Here is a 14,350-nt window from a genome sequence, read left to right on the forward strand (position 1 = left end):
TTGAAGTTGACGATCTTGGGCAGATGGCAGCAGTGATCATCGTGCCGATTCCATGAGGGGGGATCACCACCCATGGCCACACCTGTGCGCCGAATGCCACCGATGCGCCGCAGGCGCGCCTTCGACCTCCGGTCGACGGCCCTGTTCTTCGGCCTGCTCGCCGTTGTCCTGAGCGTCGCGGGTTTCGCCGTCCGAGCCGCGGCCCGTGTGGTCGAACAGCGCCCGGGACTGGTCATGATCCTGTGCCTCATCGGGGTACCGGCAGCGGTCGTCTGCCGACAAGGCCGCCGGCGGTTCTCCGCGGCCAGGGCGGCACGCCGGGTCGCCGCCGCACTCGACGACGCAACGCATACGGCGCTGGACGCGCTGGAAACGGCACAGCCCGTCGCTCCCGCTCCCGCTCCGGTCCCGGACCGACTCGCGACGCCCGTGCCCACCTCGCGGGACACCACCGTGGTCATTCTGCCCGGCGAGGCCGAAGGGACCGTCGAGCTCGAAACGATCGACCACGAAGCGATCGACCACGAAGAGTTCGATGACGACGCGTTCGATTACGACGCCCTGGACGCCGACGAGTTCGAGCAGGCCGTAGCGGCGCTGTGTGAGCGGGACGGCTGCTCCGACGTCGAAGTCGTCGGCGGGGCCGGAGACCTCGGCGCCGACGTGGTGGCCACGGCCCCGGACGGGCGACGCGTCGTCATCCAGTGCAAGCGCTACTGCGACACCAACAAGGTCGGCTCTCAGGACCTTCAGCGATTCGGCGGCACCTGCTTCACCGTGCACCAGGCCCAGGTGGCCGTCGTGATCACCACCAGCGACTTCACCACTCCGGCCACCGAGTACGCCGACCAGTGCGGGATCCTCTGCTTCGACCGGCAGGCCCTGCTGGCATGGAGCGACGGCACGGGCCCGCAGCCGTGGGGAGAGGAGGTCGCCGTCGGCGACCCCTGGGCCGGCGACGGGCCCCTGGAGGGCCCTTGCGCGCGGCAGGGCTGAATCCGGCACGGGCGGAAAGAAGGTAGGGCGGGGTTCGTATCCGGCATACGGGGACTGTTCCTCGTGGGCGACCGCGAGCTGCTGTCACCCGCACGCCCCGCTGTTGCACGCACGGCCTGCGGTTGCAGGCATGACCTTGAGGAGGCACCGGCGCCATGGGAACCGCCGTGCACGTCCCGCAGACCCGGGACATGATCGGGGAGGAGCTCTCCGGCGACGAGGCGCTGACCGCGTTGCGTCGCTACGGCGGCCTGCGACTGCTCGTCGACTCGTTCGCCCGGTTCCGTTACGCCGACGGCTTCTCCCATGCGCGCGCCCTCGGGTTCCAAGTGGTGCTGGGCATGGTGCCGTTCACGATCGCGCTGGTCGGCGTCGCCACCACGGTGCACACGGAGAGCGTCGGGCAGATCGTCGAACTCACTCTCGCCCGGATCGTGCCGGGTGCCAGCGCCGACGTGGTCAAGGACGCCCTGGCCGGGACGCGTCGCACCGCCCACGCCAGCCTCTGGAGCACCGTCGCACTGTGGGTCGGCCTGGCTTTCGCCGTGCTGAATCTGGCCTCGGCGATGGGCCAGGTCGAGCGAGGTGCCAACCGCATCTACGGCGTCGAGCAAGACCGGCCCGCCCTCCACAAGTACGGCCGCTCGGTGCTGCTCGCCCTCGCCGCGGGCGTGCCCATGGTCCTCGGATTCCTGGTCCTCGTCGCCGGCCGGGCCGTCGGTGAATCGGTCGTGGAGGCGTTCGGCTGGTCCCACGGCCGGCTCGACTGGTGGGGACCGCTCGAAGTCCCGCTCGGAGCGGCGCTCGCCTGGATCGCTTCCGCCGTGATCCTGCGGTGGTCGCCGCGCCGGGTGCAGCCGGGCTACACCTGGCTTGCCTTCGGCTCAGCGGTTCATCTGGTGCTGTGGGTCGGCGCCACCTGGCTGCTGGCGCTCTACGTCGCCAAGAGCGGTTCCTTCGGCGCCCTCTACGGGCCGCTCACCGCGTTCGTCGCGCTGCTGCTGTGGGCCAATCTGACCGGTGTCGCGCTGTTCCTCGGCATCGCGTTCGCCGCCCAGCTGGAGGCCGCCCGCGCCGGTATCACCTCGGCCGTGAAACCGGATCCCGGGCCATGAGCGGCCGCGCGGTGACGACCGTCGTACGGGCCTTCCAGCGCCCTCTGTCCGGTTCCCCCGCGTCGAGGAGTTGCCGGATGACGCTGGTGCTCGCGAGGCCGACGATGTCACCACCGTCCCACTGACGCAGTTCCTTGACGGTGTCGGCGGGGTCGGCGGTGGCGAGGCGCGCGTTGTCCCGACAGGCCGATGTTCGCGACGACGGTACGGTGCCGAGGGGTTCCGGCGGCGGTGGTCATGGCTGACTCCTTCTTGCCGGTGGCCGGGCGAGGGGTCCGGACGCCCGGGATGACCTGATCAGGGCGTGAGGGGCGGTGCCTGCACCGCCCCTCACCGCTTCACGAGGCCAGGAACGCGGTGAGCCCCTCCAGGAGCCGCTCCGCGTCACTCGCGTCGTTGTAGGGCGACAGGCCCACCCGCAGACCGCCGCTGTCCCCGAGACCGAGATGCCGGGACGCCTCCAGGGCGTAGAAGGATCCGGCGGGCGCATGGACGCCCAGCCGTGCCAGGAAGTGGTAGGCCCGCGTCGCGCTGCGGTCGGCGAACGTGAGCAGCAGCGTGGGGGTGCGCTCGGCTGCCCGGGAGTGGATCGTCACACCGTCCAGCAGGGACAGTTCCTTCTCGATGCGCTCCCGCAACGCGGTCTCGTGCCGTTCCACGGCGGCGTACGCGGACCGCAGGCGATCACGTCTGTCTCCGGTGACGGCGGCGCCGGTGGCAAGGCCGGCCAGGAAGTCGACCGCGGCCCGGGTGCCGGCGAGGAACTCGTAGGGCAGGGTGCCGAGTTCGAAGCGCTCCGGGACGGCGTCGGTGGAGGGGAGCAGTTTGTCGGGGCGGAGCGTCTCCAGCAGTTCGGGAGAGGCCGCGAGGACCCCGTGATGGGGTCCGAAGAACTTGTACGGCGAGCACACGAAGAAGTCCGCCCCCAGCTGCGTGACATCGACGAAGTTGTGCGCGGCGTAGTGCACTCCGTCGACGTAGAGCAGGGCACCGGACCGGTGGACCAGGTCGGCGATCTCCGCGACGGCGGGGCACGTACCGATCAGGTTGGAGGCGGCGGTCACCGCGACCAGCCGGGTGCGGTCCGACAGCACCTCGCCCACGGCCGCGGCGGGCAGCTCGCCCGTGGCCGGGTCGAAGTCGGCCCACCGGACATGGACACCGGCCTGTTCGGCCGCCTGGAGCCATGGGCGGATGTTGGCGTCGTGGTCCAGCCGGCTGACCACGATCTCGTCACCGGGTGCCCAGGTCCTGGCGAGTACGCGGGAGAAGTCGTACGTCAACTGCGTGGCGCTGCGGCCGAGGACGATGCCCGGGGCGGCCGCGCCCAGCAGGTCGGCCATCGCCTGCCGGAACTCCTGGACGATCGTCTCCGCATTGGTCTCGCCGAGCACCTCCGCGCCCCGGATCGACAACGGGTTGCTCATGGCATCCGCGATGGCCGCGATGACCGGCTCGGGTATCTGGGTGCCGCCCGGGCCGTCGAAGTGCGCGGTACCGGCCCGCAGCGCGGGGAATTGCGCGCGAAGCGCGCCGACGTCGTAAGTCACCGGCCCAGCCTGCCAGGACCGCCCCGGAAAGGGCCACGGCACGAAACGAACTGGCCATCCGCCGCGGCGCGTGGGAGAGGCCGGCTCTCAGGTCGGCCTGGGCGCGGAGGGTGCGGTCATCACCCACCGGATGGTCCTCGTCAGTGCGTGGCCGGCCAGTCGGACAGCGGTGGGCTCGAGTACCGGGACCCGCGGAAGGCCGAGCGGGCCGCGCGCCCATGGCGGCAGATCGGCGACCGCGTTCGCCGCCAGGACGGCGTACGGCGGCCGGACGGCCAGGGGCAGTGGCGGATGGAGGAGGAGGAAACGGGCCGCCGCTGCGGCCTCCGCCGTGGCCCGCAGCTCGGGACGGTACGCGTGCAGCCGCTCGACCAGTTCCGCACGGTTCCTCGGTGGATTCAGCACACCGAGGGCGGCTGCGATGTGCGCGGTGTCGTCGACGTACCCGTCGCAGCCGGCGTCGTCCAGCGGTTGCTCCCCGTATCGCTGGTGGGCGCGGAGAAAGCTGTCGACCTCGGCGACGTGCACCCAGCCGAGCAGATGCGGATCGGCCGCGTGGTACGGCTCGCCCCTGTCCGTGGTGCCGCGTACCGCCTCGTGAACGGCACGGACGCGGTCGACGGCCGCCTGGGCGTCGTCGGCGGTTCCGAAGGTGGTGACGGCGAGGAACGTGCTGGTGCGCTGGAGTCTGCCCCAGGGATCGCCCTGGTATCCGGAGTGGGCGGCCACCGCGGCCATCGCCAAGGGATGCAGAGACTGCAGCAGGAGGGCGCGCAGTCCTCCGATGTACATCGAGGCGTCGCCGTGGACGGTCCGGATGGGCCGGTCCGGCCCGAACCAGCGAGGCCCGGGAGCGTGATGGATGCGGTCGCGGTTCGCGGGCCCCTCGGGGCCGGCGACACGGCTGAAAAGCATCGCGCCCAGCCGTTCGCGCACCCCGGAGACCGCGGATGCGTACCTTTCCATTGCTCCATTGTCCGACATGAGAAACGCGGAGGTCGACCGACAAGCAGCGATGGGGCAATGGTGCAACGGAGCAATGGGGCAATTTATGAGGGGGCGGAAGAGATCGCTTGCCGAATCACACGGAAATGGTGCGCACCGGATTCCTCCGGTGCGCACCACGGCGCAGCACGAAACGCCGGGCGATCAGCCTCCGACGTACCAGGCGAAACCACCGTTGGACGCGGCCACGGCCATGAAAACCGCGAACAGGATCAGGTCCACGATGCCCAGCACGACTCCGGCCTTCGCCATGCCGCCACCGCCCTTGCCCCCCGCCTGCCGCAGGGCGACCACGCCCAGCACGATGGCTATCGGGCCGAGGATCACGCTGAGGAAGAAAACCCCGACGATCCCGCAGATGAGACTCGCGATCGCAAGACCGTTGGTGCGCGATCCGGAGGAGGCCGTGGAGGGACTGCCGTAACTCGTCATCACATTCTCCCGCTCTTCGGTGTGGTGCACGTTGCGACGCCTTCTTTCCGGACCGTCCGAATGCCCGGGAAATGCCGACGTATTCCCACGGTGCGTCAGACACAGCGGGCCGGGAGCCAGGTTTGCGCTCGCGCGGTTCGTCGGAGTGCTCCGCCGGATCCGGGGCATGAGACGGGGTGCCGCCGACGCTTCCGCCCCCCGATGGGTCGGCGGCACCGATCACATGTGGGACGAAGGAGAGGGGCCGCCCCTCCACCACCGGTCGGCGGCGCCTGCCGCACGGAAACAGGAGAAAACGCATGCTCGAGTCGGTTGCAGCTGAACCCCGGCGCGCCGCGGCGACGGACCAGGCGGGCACCGAGGCACGCAAGCAGCGTCTGCGAAGACGTCTGGAGAGACTCATCGGTATCGCCGCGACCGAGGGCAACGAGCTCGTACCCCTGCGCAACGGTGACGAGATCTTCCCCGCCATGCTCCGAGCCATCCGTACGGCCGAGCACACCGTCGACATGATGACGTTCGTGTACTGGCGCGGGCAGATAGCGCGGGACTTCGCGGCCGCACTGGCGGAGCGTGCCCGCGCGGGAGTTCGCGTGCGGCTGCTCCTGGACGGCTTCGGTGCCAAGCAGATCGAGGAGGGCCTCCTCGAGTCCATGAACTCCGCCGGCGTAGAGGTCGCCTGGTTCCGCAAACCGCTGTGGCTGTCCCCCCTCAAGCAGAACCACCGCTGCCATCGCAAGGTGCTCGTCGTGGACGAGCACACCGCTTTCACCGGCGGCGTCGGCATCGCCGAGGAGTGGGGCGGCGACGCCCGCAATCCCTCCGAATGGCGCGACACCCATGTGCAGGTCCGCGGTCCGGCCGTCGACGGCATCGCCGCCGCCTTCGCCCAGAACTGGGCGGAGTGCCACGACGAGCTGTTCGACGAGCGGGACCGCTTCACCGAGCACGAGCAGTCCGGTCGGGCAACCGTCCAGGTGGTCCGGGGCTCGGCCAGCTTCGGCTGGCAGGACATGCAGACCCTCGTCCGGGTCATGCTCGCCTCGGCCGAGGAGCGCTTCCGCCTGTCCACCGCCTATTTCGCGCCGGACAGCTACTTCGTCGACCTGCTGTGCGCGACCGCCCGCCGTGGCGTACAGGTGCAGATCCTGCTGCCCGGCCCGTATACGGACCAGCGGGCGTGCCGGCTCGCCGGTCAGCACTACTACGGCACGCTTCTGGATGCCGGGGTGGAGATCCGCCAGTACCAGCCGACGATGCTCCACACCAAGATCATGACCGTGGACGGGGTCGCCGCCCTGATCGGCTCCAGCAACTTCAACCGCCGCTCGATGGAGCACGACGAGGAGATCATGCTCGCCGTGCTGGACGAGACCTTCACGGCGGCCCTGGACCGGGACTTCGAGGAGGACCGGGAGCGGGCCGAGGCCATCGTCGCGGCACGCTGGAAGCACCGCTCCCCTGTGCAGCGCCTCAAAGAGGCGATCGTCGCTCCCGTACGCCGTTTCCTCTAGCGGACGGGCCTTTGCACACGCCCCGGTGTCGGTCCGGTGAGGGCGCCTCACGGCCCCTCACCGGAGGGCTCGAACTCCGGCCGCGTCACCGGCTCCGGCGAGGGCATCGACTACGACCCTGCCGACTGGGCGGAGCCGCAGCCGACCCGCGCGCGCGGCGAGAGCCGGCGCCCGCTGCGCTCACCCCTGCCGCGAGGCGGTCCTGTCCGGCGCGTGTGCGGCCCACTCCACGATCTGTACCGCGGCGCCCGCGGCCTCCAGCCCACGGCAATGTGCGTGATGCCGGCGGGCGATGCCGTCGAGATCGAGGTGGGCTCCGAAGGCGGGGTCGCCGGCCAGCCGCCGCGCGTAGGCCCAGAGCGCCGGGTGATCGGCGACGCGGTGCACAGCGGAGGCGTCCAGGTGCCAGCGGTGCACGGTGTCGAGCTGCACCAGGCTCACCCACAACTCGATGTCGGCCGCGGTCAACCGGTCGCCCAGGAGGTAGTCCTGGCGGGCCAGCCGCCCTTCCAGCGAACGCAGCGTGCGCAGCAGGGAGCCCAGCGCGCTGTCCCGCTCCGCGTCGTCGGCATCCGCGCGTCCGGCCCGCTGGGCCGTCGCGTTGATGCCCTGCTCACACAGATGTCCGACGGCCTCGATCTCCGCCTCCATGCCCTTCGGGTACAGCGGAGGCCGCTCCCCGCCGAAACGCCGGGCCAGGTCGCGCATGATGTCCGGCGCGTGCGTGCTCACGATCCGGCCCGACCAGTCGTCGCTGAGCACCGGCGCCACGGCGGCTCCGGCATACCGGTGCGCACTCGCCTCGTACAGCGGGCGTAGCGCGGAGTGCTCTCCGCCGGGTCCGTCGGGCACCGCGGGCAGCAGCGTCACCGGGCAGGCGTCCTCGAGTCCGAGCAGGCTGTGGGCGACGGCGATCTTCAGACAGTGCGGACACGACGGCGACAGGTGGAGGCGATACCGGCCCGGCACGGGATAGTGGCCGCTGCGCGCGTCGCAGCCGATCCTCCCCCGAAAGGCCGACGTGGCCGGTATGGATCGTGCGGACGGAACTGCGGTCAAGGCGTTGACGGACATGTCTCTCCCCGGGGTCTGGCACGCACAGGTGCGGAGGGCGAAGGGCGGGAGCGGAGTCGTCGGCTCGGCGCGAACGGCGGTGCCCGGTGCGGAACTGAGGTCCCGGTACGGACGGCCGGGACACGGGCGCCGGACCGGCACCGCCGGTTCAGCGCAGTCGGCCGGTCGCGCTGCAGACACGCAGCAGATCGATGTGACGGCGGGAGGTCAGGTGGAGCGTCGGCCGACGTGTGCGGTTCACACTGTCGATGACCGGCTCCAGGCGCCTCATGCTTCCCTACCTATTCACTAGGAAATCCCCTCTGGAGTGTCGGTCCGCCTTCCGCCGCAGTCAAGAGGTGTCTCACGGACGGCGGTCCGACCCCGCAGCCCTCCCCCGCCGGGACGGCCACGACCGAGGACGGCGGAGGCGAGTCGGACACCCGGGCGGCCCGGGCGGAAGGGACTGAGCTGTGGGGGATCCGCCGGCGCGGCGGTCCGGTGACGGGCCGACGGTCGACCGGCGGGCGCGGGCGCGGACCGGCCGCCCGGCAGGGGTGGTTGTCGCCGCTGTCGCCCGGCGGCCTCGCCGAGCCCGAGCGGACCTCCGGCCGGCTGGAGGGCGTCGGCTCGGGGTGGTACGGACGAGGGGCTCTCTACACTGCTCTGGACCTGATCGACCAACCGGGGGACGGACATGCGGGTACGCGGTCACCAAGTGCTGATCCTGACGTGCGCAGCGGCGCTGCTGGGGGCAACGGCGGCCTGCGGCGGGGCAGGGACCGCCACGAAGCGGCCCGGCACCGCCCGCACCGCACCTTCACATGCCCGCTTCGACGCGGAGATCTCGCTGCCCGACGGCCGCCGCGTAGGCATGTACTACGCCACCGGACGCGGCCTCGTGGAGCAGCACCGGGGCACCGGCAGCGCGGCCTGGAGCACACCGCATCTGCTGCACCGGACCACGTCCGATCCCTGCCAGAGCCTGCGGCTCAAGGCGTTCGGGACCACGGTCGCGGCCATCGCGAACTGGGGGGTGTACTGCGCCGACGGTGAACCACCGACGGAGTCCCTCGCCGCGGTCGGTACCGGAAACCTCTCGGAGTGGGACACCGATGTCACCCCCGACTTCGACGGTTGGGATGCCGTGAAGGCCTCGGAAGAGACGGGCGAGCTGAGTTTCACCAATGGCTCCGTCGAGTCGGTCACGAGGCTGCGCTGGCGCCGGACGGAGGGGTTCTCCGACGTGGAGGAGATCCCCCGGTGAGCCGTCCCACGCATGACGACCCACTCCGCGCCTTCGCGGACGAGGACACGTCTGCGCGAAGAGCCGCCGGTCCGGGAGATCCGGTTGCTCCGCGTGGATGCCTCGGACCGGTTGTCGACCAGGCCGGCCCGCTCCGTGCACGACGGAACCGGGCTTGCCCACCACGTGTCCGGAGACGGCCCTCCCCTGGTCTGCCTGCCCGGAGACCGGTTCGTGGCCGCCACCGCGCCGTTCCTCAGCCGAGCCAGGGCCTCACGGTCAGCCGGCCACCGCGCTCAGCTGCTGCTTGACCTGACGCGACAGATCGTCGGCCAGGATTTCCGGCAGGCCCTTCTCGATCCCCTCCAGAGCCTGGGCGGCGACGAGCGCGGGGGCCGTCTTCTGCTCCGGGGCCACGTACTCGGCCATGTCGGTGTCCATGTACCCGACGTGCAGAGCGCTGACGGTGATGCCGCGCGGCGCCAGTTCCTCGCGTACCGAGTCGGTCAGCGACCAGGCCGCCGCCTTGCCCGCGCTGTAGGCGCCGTAGCCCGCCGGGTGCACCCACGACAGGACCGAGAGCACATTGAGGATCGCCCCGCCGCCGTTGGCCTCGATGACCGGGGCGAAGGCCCGGGTCGTCTGAAGGGTTCCGAAGAAGTGCGTCTCCAGTTCCAGGCGCACGGACTCCAGATCGCCGGAAACCAGCTGCGTGTGCGTCGAGATACCGGCGTTGTTCACCAGGAGCGTCGCATCGGATGCCGTACGGGCCGCCTCCCGGACCGACTCCGGGTCGGTGATGTCCAGACGCAGCGGGATCGCGCCGGGCAGGTCGACCGTCTCCGGTCGGCGGGCCGCCGCGTACACCGTGGCGCCGCGCTCGAGGAGCTGCTCCGCGATATGGCGTCCCAGCCCCCGGTTGGCTCCGGTGACCACTGCGACGGCGTGCTTGAGATCCATGATTCTTTCCCCTTCGCGGGAGGTGCGGGGCCGAGGGGACGACCCTTCGGGTGGCCCCGGAGGCCCCTCGTTGACCTTCAACGGTTATAGATTACGCCCATAATCTAAAAAGGGAAGAGGGAGCCGTACGATAGATGTCAGCGAACATCCAATCGTGGGGAGGTGGCCCATGGGCCGCGTATCGAAGGAACAGGCACGCGAGAACCGGCAGCGTGTCGTTGCCACCGCCTCTCGCCTGATGCGTCAACAGGGCACCGACGGTGTCAGTGTCGCCGACCTGATGAAGGCCGCCGGGCTGACCCACGGCGGCTTCTACAAGCAGTTCGCCTCCAAGGAGGCCCTGATCGACGAGGCCACCGCGCATGCCTTCGGCACCGTGGAAGAACAGCTCGGCGACGGGCTCCAGGCCCATGAGGGCGACTCCGCCGCAGCTCGCACAGCCTTCATCGACCACTACCTCTCCCCCGAGCACCGCGACGACATGGCCGACGGCTGCCCCACGGCCGCCCTCGCCGCCGACATGGCCCGCGGCCCGGAGGAAAGCGCCGCGCACGAGACCTATGTCGAGGGAGTGCGCCGTTTCGCCGCTCGGCTCGCCGGCGCCGACGACGACGGCCTCGCCCGTCTGAGCACCCTGGTCGGCGCCCTCGTCCTCGCCCGGGCCGTCAAGGACGACCCGCTCTCCGACGACCTCCTCGAGGCCGCCCGCCGACAGCTGCTCCCCTGACGCAGGGCGGTGGCCCGGGGCGGCGCCACCCCACCGGCCGGCGCCGCCCCGGCCGGTCACCCGTCGACCGCCCCGCCGAAACGGGCCGCGCTCCCCGCAGTGCCCGGCGCGCCGGTCCCGTACGGGCACGAGACGACGGCAAGGAGCCCCTTCGGCCCCGCGGGCCGCATCCACACGCCCCGTCGAGCCCTTCGTTCGAACCGCCCGGTGACGAAGGTGCCGGGCGGCGCCGACCCGTCACAGCTCGAAGCTCACGAACCCGTCCTCAGCGTCCGGTGCCGGTGCCGTCACCGTGTAGCCGAAGCGGTCCTTGAGGCTGTCGACGTCCCATATCGCCGCGCGATCACGGTAGTTGAACACGATCTCCTTCTTCGCGCCGCCGTGCTTGAGGATCCGTGCGACGGCGATGGCGTTGGGGTGGTCGTGCCGGGCGCCGCTGGTCGATATCAGGTAGCGGTCGCAGTCGATCAGATCAAGCAGGTCCTTCGAGAGGTTGTGATCGCTGCCGTGGTGGGCCACCTTGAGGACGTCGACGTGCAGGCGTCCGCCCTCCGCCTCGGCCCTGGGCCGTATCGACCGCACCAGCCGCCGGTCGTCGGCGTCACCGGTCAGGATGATGCGCTTGCCCTCGAACTCGAAGAGCAGGCCGATGCTCGTGAGGTTGGTCTTCGACGTGTCCGGCCGGAACGGGCGTGCGGCCAGCTCCTCCACGTTCACTCCCCCGAAGTGCTCGAAGCCGGGCACCAGGGGGATCTCGTCGGGATCGCGGCCCGGGATCAGGCCGTGCTTCGCGCATTCCTTGACCCAGTCCGGCGCCAGGCTCTCCAGTTGACCGCGGTCGGGCGAGAGCACGTCCACCGTGGATCCGTCGTCGAACCACACGAGCTCCCGCCCGACTTCGACACTCAGCCCGCCGAACGCGTCGTTCCACGGCAGCTTCTGCTCCACAAGGGCGCTGGTGAGCTTCTCGCCGTCCTGAGCACCGAACCCCTCGAACTCGAGGAGGTGATCGAACCCGTTGAACCACACGTCCCCGAACTCCACCGATCTGTCGGGGTCGTTCAGCAGGGCGAGCACGCCCAGAAGGTGGTCCTGGTCGACATGGGTGACGACGAGGACGTCGACCAGACCGTCGAGGCCCGCGAGTGTGGGCCGGATGCGCGGATACGTGCCGCTGCGGCCGCCGTCGAGGAGGATCCGGCGCAGGAAGGTGCCGTCGCCGTACTCCAGCAGCAGGCAGTCGCCGTCCTCGCCGGGCATCATCGTGAACCGGATCATTGCGGTCTCCCTCGGAGGGCGACGATCACGAAGGGCTCGCGCAGGTCGACACGCCACGACAGGCGGCGAGCCTGGTCGAGCCGCCGAGCGCACTCGGGGTCGTCGGGGAATTCGGAGAGTCCGTGGATGAGCCGGCTCAGGCCCAGGGTGAAGACCGGCACACCGCGGTCGAAGGCCTCGACGAGCCCGTCGCGGGCCGCCCGCAACTGCGTCTCGGTGTGCGCCCGGCGCAGCTGGCGCATGGCCCACAGCAGGGATCCGTCGCCCATCCAGTCGAACTCGTGCCGCAGATGGTCGAGCCACGGGTCCCAGCGCTGTGGACGTTCCGTCAGCTCGCTGCCGACCAGCACGTACGCGCCCGCCACCGCCGCGAGCGGGTTCTCCATCTTGGCGTAGAGCAATGCCTCCGCGTCCCTGACCAGGGTCGCCGCCGCGTCGAAGGCGCCTCGGGACATGTATCCCAGGGCGGGCCCCACCCGGCGGTCCCGCACGGCCACCGAGACCGCGCTGCCGGTGGGACTCTGACGCTCGTTGACCAGCACCTCGATCTGCGCGGAGCCCCATGGCGCCGGCAGGGTGACGACGTACTCCTTGCCGGCCAGTGAGACGACCAGGAACTGCCGAGGGCCCGTGGGCCCGCCCCACCGTGTGGGCGTGCCGTGCTCGTCGACCGGTCCGTGCGCGCCGAACCGGTACAGGCGTGCGGCCGCGTCACCCAGCGCGAGACTGGGAACGGACCGGGGCGCGGACTGGGCGATCTCGAAGACGGTCGGCCGTTCGGCCGGCCCGTCGGCCAGCTTGAGCATCGAGTCGAAGTGGTAACTCGTGGGCTTCGGGTCGCCGACGAACACCGCGTGCCCCGGTTGGACGAGCCCTTCCCACACCCCGGAGCGCGACCCCCGGGACCGGGGCACAGGAATCGTCGCACTGTCGTGATAGGTCTCGTAGGCCTCGATGTTGCCCATGAGGTACTGCCAGGAATGTGACGCGTAGGGCGAAGGCGCCGTGCGCAGCGTCACCGGGGTGTCCTCGCCCTCCCTGGCCTCGGCATCCCTGGAAAGCACCGTGCCTGACGGCAGCGTGGCCGACACGATGTACCGGCCGGGATCGACCTCGTACCGCGCCGGCACGGCCGACATCCCGCAGGGGAACACGACGTTGCGATGGGTGACACCGTTGCCGTCGGTCGAGTAGATGTTGCCGACGACCTTGGCGCCGGCGGAGAGGTCGGATTCGTCGAGGGCCAGCGCGACGGTCACGCTCAGGCAGCCACTCATGACTTCACCAGGTGCACCCGGCGGAACACCGGGCGGACGGTGATGGTCTTCGTCCGTACGTCCCGCTCGCCGAGCCTCGCCTCGAAGTCGTAGTCGCCGAAGCTCAGTTCAATGGCCCATTCGCTCTCCGGATCGGTGTCGTCGACGTCGTTCAGTGTCCGGCGCAGCCGCTCGCGTCCGCCTTCGAGGCACACGAACTCGGCCTCCGCGTTGTCCTGTGCGGGGTCGCAGCCCACGTAGACCGGGACGACCGGCGGACCGGCCAGCTGGTGGAGGACGAACACCGGCAGTTCACCCACCGCGGGGACCTGGACGCCCGCGACCATGCCGGCGAAGCAGGGCTGGTGCATGAAGTGGTCGATCGCCTCCAGCAGATGGGCGGTGTTGACCCGCCAGTCGCCTTCGGGGTCGTCGCTCGCCGCACCGGCGAGGCTCTTGAGCAGCGCCTCCGTGAACAGGCTCACCTGCCCGGGCCGGGCGTGCGACTGGTCGCCGGACAGGGTGGCGTAGTAAGGGATGTGGAACCGTCGGGGAAGGTCCAGCGGTCGGGCCCCCGCCCCGAGCGGCGTCCGTCCGGCGAAGCGCGTGCCCGAAGCCTCGATGAGCACGTCGGAGTTGGAGCGGCAGGCGTCGAGGAAGAAGACCTGCTGGGAGGCCTTGCAGCGCTTGAGTCCGTTCATCAGGCCCGCGAAGTCCAGTGCGCCGTTGAGGGGGTTGTGCGGGTCGGCGAAGATGTCGGCGGCGAGGAGCGCCATGTCGTCGCCCTGCGAGATGCCGTGTCCGCAGAAGTAGAAGACGAGCCGGTTGTCGACGTGGCTGTCGCCCCGGTCGTACCACTGTGTGACCGCGGCGAGGATGTTGTCGATGGTGGCGACCTCGACCTCGTGGGCGGTCCCGGTACGGGGGTTCACGAACGGGGCCGGCTGTTCCTCGCTCAGCAGCAGCGAGACGCTGCCGAGCGGCCGCTGCGGGTCGTGGTACTCGGCGAGCAGCCACCTCGCGAAGGCACGGGCGGAGAGAGGCGGTGAGCTGAGCTGCCGCATGCCGTCCGAATCCGCTACCGGAGCCTCGCCGCCCTCGAGATGGGGGTATTTGCCGACACCGACGACCAGTCCGTGGGTGGCCGGAGGCCCGGCATTCTCATCGAGGTGGATCACAGAACCGGCCATGGATCCTCCGGAGACACTCCACTCTGCC

At 70.5% G+C, this 14,350-nt stretch carries 13 protein-coding genes; 5 read left to right on the plus strand and 8 right to left on the minus strand.

Annotated elements, in window-relative coordinates:
- The first annotated feature begins 72 nt into the window (after positions 1–72).
- Positions 73–996 carry a restriction endonuclease gene (locus SAVERM_RS05790; protein ID WP_010982497.1) on the plus strand — a complete coding sequence of 308 codons (924 nt, stop codon included), beginning with the start codon at positions 73–75 and terminating at the stop codon, positions 994–996.
- A 155-nt stretch (positions 997–1,151) separates the two neighbouring features.
- On the plus strand, positions 1,152–2,111 hold the full coding sequence (locus SAVERM_RS05795) for a YihY/virulence factor BrkB family protein (RefSeq protein WP_010982498.1): 960 nt from the start codon (positions 1,152–1,154) through the stop codon (positions 2,109–2,111).
- 338 nt (positions 2,112–2,449) lie between these two features.
- Here SAVERM_RS05795 and SAVERM_RS05800 read toward each other — a convergent pair whose 3' ends face one another.
- From SAVERM_RS05800 to SAVERM_RS05810, 3 genes are all read right to left on the minus strand, one after another.
- On the minus strand, positions 2,450–3,661 hold the full coding sequence (locus SAVERM_RS05800; protein WP_010982499.1) for a cysteine desulfurase-like protein: 1,212 nt from the start codon (positions 3,659–3,661) through the stop codon (positions 2,450–2,452).
- An 87-nt stretch (positions 3,662–3,748) separates the two neighbouring features.
- A complete protein-coding gene (locus SAVERM_RS05805) occupies positions 3,749–4,627 on the minus strand; it encodes an oxygenase MpaB family protein (protein WP_010982500.1) in 879 nt (292 codons plus the stop codon).
- 183 nt (positions 4,628–4,810) lie between these two features.
- Positions 4,811–5,098, minus strand: a complete 288-nt coding sequence (locus tag SAVERM_RS05810; protein ID WP_010982501.1) for a DUF4190 domain-containing protein — start codon at positions 5,096–5,098, stop codon at positions 4,811–4,813.
- Positions 5,099–5,397: 299 nt separating this feature from the next.
- Here SAVERM_RS05810 and SAVERM_RS05815 point away from each other — a divergent pair, with 299 nt between their 5' ends.
- On the plus strand, positions 5,398–6,612 hold the full coding sequence (locus SAVERM_RS05815; RefSeq protein WP_010982502.1) for a phospholipase D-like domain-containing protein: 1,215 nt from the start codon (positions 5,398–5,400) through the stop codon (positions 6,610–6,612).
- 180 nt (positions 6,613–6,792) lie between these two features.
- On the opposite strand, the gene SAVERM_RS05820 is transcribed toward SAVERM_RS05815, so the two are convergent.
- Complete coding sequence (locus tag SAVERM_RS05820) at positions 6,793–7,686, minus strand: glutathione S-transferase family protein (RefSeq protein WP_037650248.1); 894 nt, start codon at positions 7,684–7,686, stop codon at positions 6,793–6,795.
- 676 nt (positions 7,687–8,362) lie between these two features.
- Between SAVERM_RS05820 and SAVERM_RS05825 the strand changes: the two genes are divergently transcribed.
- Positions 8,363–8,932 carry a hypothetical protein gene (locus SAVERM_RS05825; RefSeq protein ID WP_010982504.1) on the plus strand — a complete coding sequence of 190 codons (570 nt, stop codon included), beginning with the start codon at positions 8,363–8,365 and terminating at the stop codon, positions 8,930–8,932.
- A 258-nt stretch (positions 8,933–9,190) separates the two neighbouring features.
- Here the strand turns inward: SAVERM_RS05825 and SAVERM_RS05830 are convergent, their stop codons facing one another.
- On the minus strand, positions 9,191–9,871 hold the full coding sequence (locus SAVERM_RS05830; protein ID WP_010982505.1) for an SDR family oxidoreductase: 681 nt from the start codon (positions 9,869–9,871) through the stop codon (positions 9,191–9,193).
- Positions 9,872–10,040: 169 nt separating this feature from the next.
- On the opposite strand from SAVERM_RS05830, the gene SAVERM_RS05835 reads away from it, so the two are divergent.
- Positions 10,041–10,598, plus strand: a complete 558-nt coding sequence (locus tag SAVERM_RS05835) for a TetR/AcrR family transcriptional regulator (protein WP_010982506.1) — start codon at positions 10,041–10,043, stop codon at positions 10,596–10,598.
- Positions 10,599–10,835: 237 nt separating this feature from the next.
- Here SAVERM_RS05835 and SAVERM_RS05840 read toward each other — a convergent pair whose 3' ends face one another.
- The 3 genes from SAVERM_RS05840 to SAVERM_RS05850 are packed head-to-tail and all read right to left on the minus strand — an operon-like array spanning position 10,836 to position 14,322.
- On the minus strand, positions 10,836–11,876 hold the full coding sequence (locus tag SAVERM_RS05840) for a ComEC/Rec2 family competence protein (RefSeq protein WP_010982507.1): 1,041 nt from the start codon (positions 11,874–11,876) through the stop codon (positions 10,836–10,838).
- Positions 11,873–13,153 (minus strand): hypothetical protein, encoded by a 1,281-nt coding sequence (locus tag SAVERM_RS05845; protein ID WP_010982508.1) that lies wholly within the window; start codon positions 13,151–13,153, stop codon positions 11,873–11,875. Before SAVERM_RS05845 ends, SAVERM_RS05840 begins: the two co-directional genes overlap by 4 nt.
- Positions 13,150–14,322: a caspase family protein gene (locus SAVERM_RS05850; RefSeq protein ID WP_010982509.1), complete on the minus strand. Its 1,173-nt coding sequence runs from the start codon at positions 14,320–14,322 to the stop codon at positions 13,150–13,152. Before SAVERM_RS05850 ends, SAVERM_RS05845 begins: the two co-directional genes overlap by 4 nt.
- Between the last annotated feature and the right edge of the window lie 28 nt (positions 14,323–14,350).

The sequence above is a fragment of the Streptomyces avermitilis MA-4680 = NBRC 14893 genome (assembly GCF_000009765.2).
Taxonomy (GTDB): domain Bacteria; phylum Actinomycetota; class Actinomycetes; order Streptomycetales; family Streptomycetaceae; genus Streptomyces; species Streptomyces avermitilis.

Coding starts and splice junctions, on each gene's coding strand:
- SAVERM_RS05840 (WP_010982507.1), bottom strand. CDS start 11,876: ATGATCCGGTTCACGATGATGCCCGGCGAGGACGGCGACTGCCTGCTG.
- SAVERM_RS05845 (WP_010982508.1), bottom strand. CDS start 13,153: ATGAGTGGCTGCCTGAGCGTGACCGTCGCGCTGGCCCTCGACGAATCC.
- SAVERM_RS05820 (WP_037650248.1), bottom strand. CDS start 7,686: ATGTCCGTCAACGCCTTGACCGCAGTTCCGTCCGCACGATCCATACCG.
- SAVERM_RS05815 (WP_010982502.1), top strand. CDS start 5,398: ATGCTCGAGTCGGTTGCAGCTGAACCCCGGCGCGCCGCGGCGACGGAC.
- SAVERM_RS05850 (WP_010982509.1), bottom strand. CDS start 14,322: ATGGCCGGTTCTGTGATCCACCTCGATGAGAATGCCGGGCCTCCGGCC.
- SAVERM_RS05795 (WP_010982498.1), top strand. CDS start 1,152: ATGGGAACCGCCGTGCACGTCCCGCAGACCCGGGACATGATCGGGGAG.
- SAVERM_RS05790 (WP_010982497.1), top strand. CDS start 73: ATGGCCACACCTGTGCGCCGAATGCCACCGATGCGCCGCAGGCGCGCC.
- SAVERM_RS05810 (WP_010982501.1), bottom strand. CDS start 5,098: ATGACGAGTTACGGCAGTCCCTCCACGGCCTCCTCCGGATCGCGCACC.
- SAVERM_RS05835 (WP_010982506.1), top strand. CDS start 10,041: ATGGGCCGCGTATCGAAGGAACAGGCACGCGAGAACCGGCAGCGTGTC.
- SAVERM_RS05825 (WP_010982504.1), top strand. CDS start 8,363: ATGCGGGTACGCGGTCACCAAGTGCTGATCCTGACGTGCGCAGCGGCG.
- SAVERM_RS05805 (WP_010982500.1), bottom strand. CDS start 4,627: ATGGAAAGGTACGCATCCGCGGTCTCCGGGGTGCGCGAACGGCTGGGC.
- SAVERM_RS05830 (WP_010982505.1), bottom strand. CDS start 9,871: ATGGATCTCAAGCACGCCGTCGCAGTGGTCACCGGAGCCAACCGGGGG.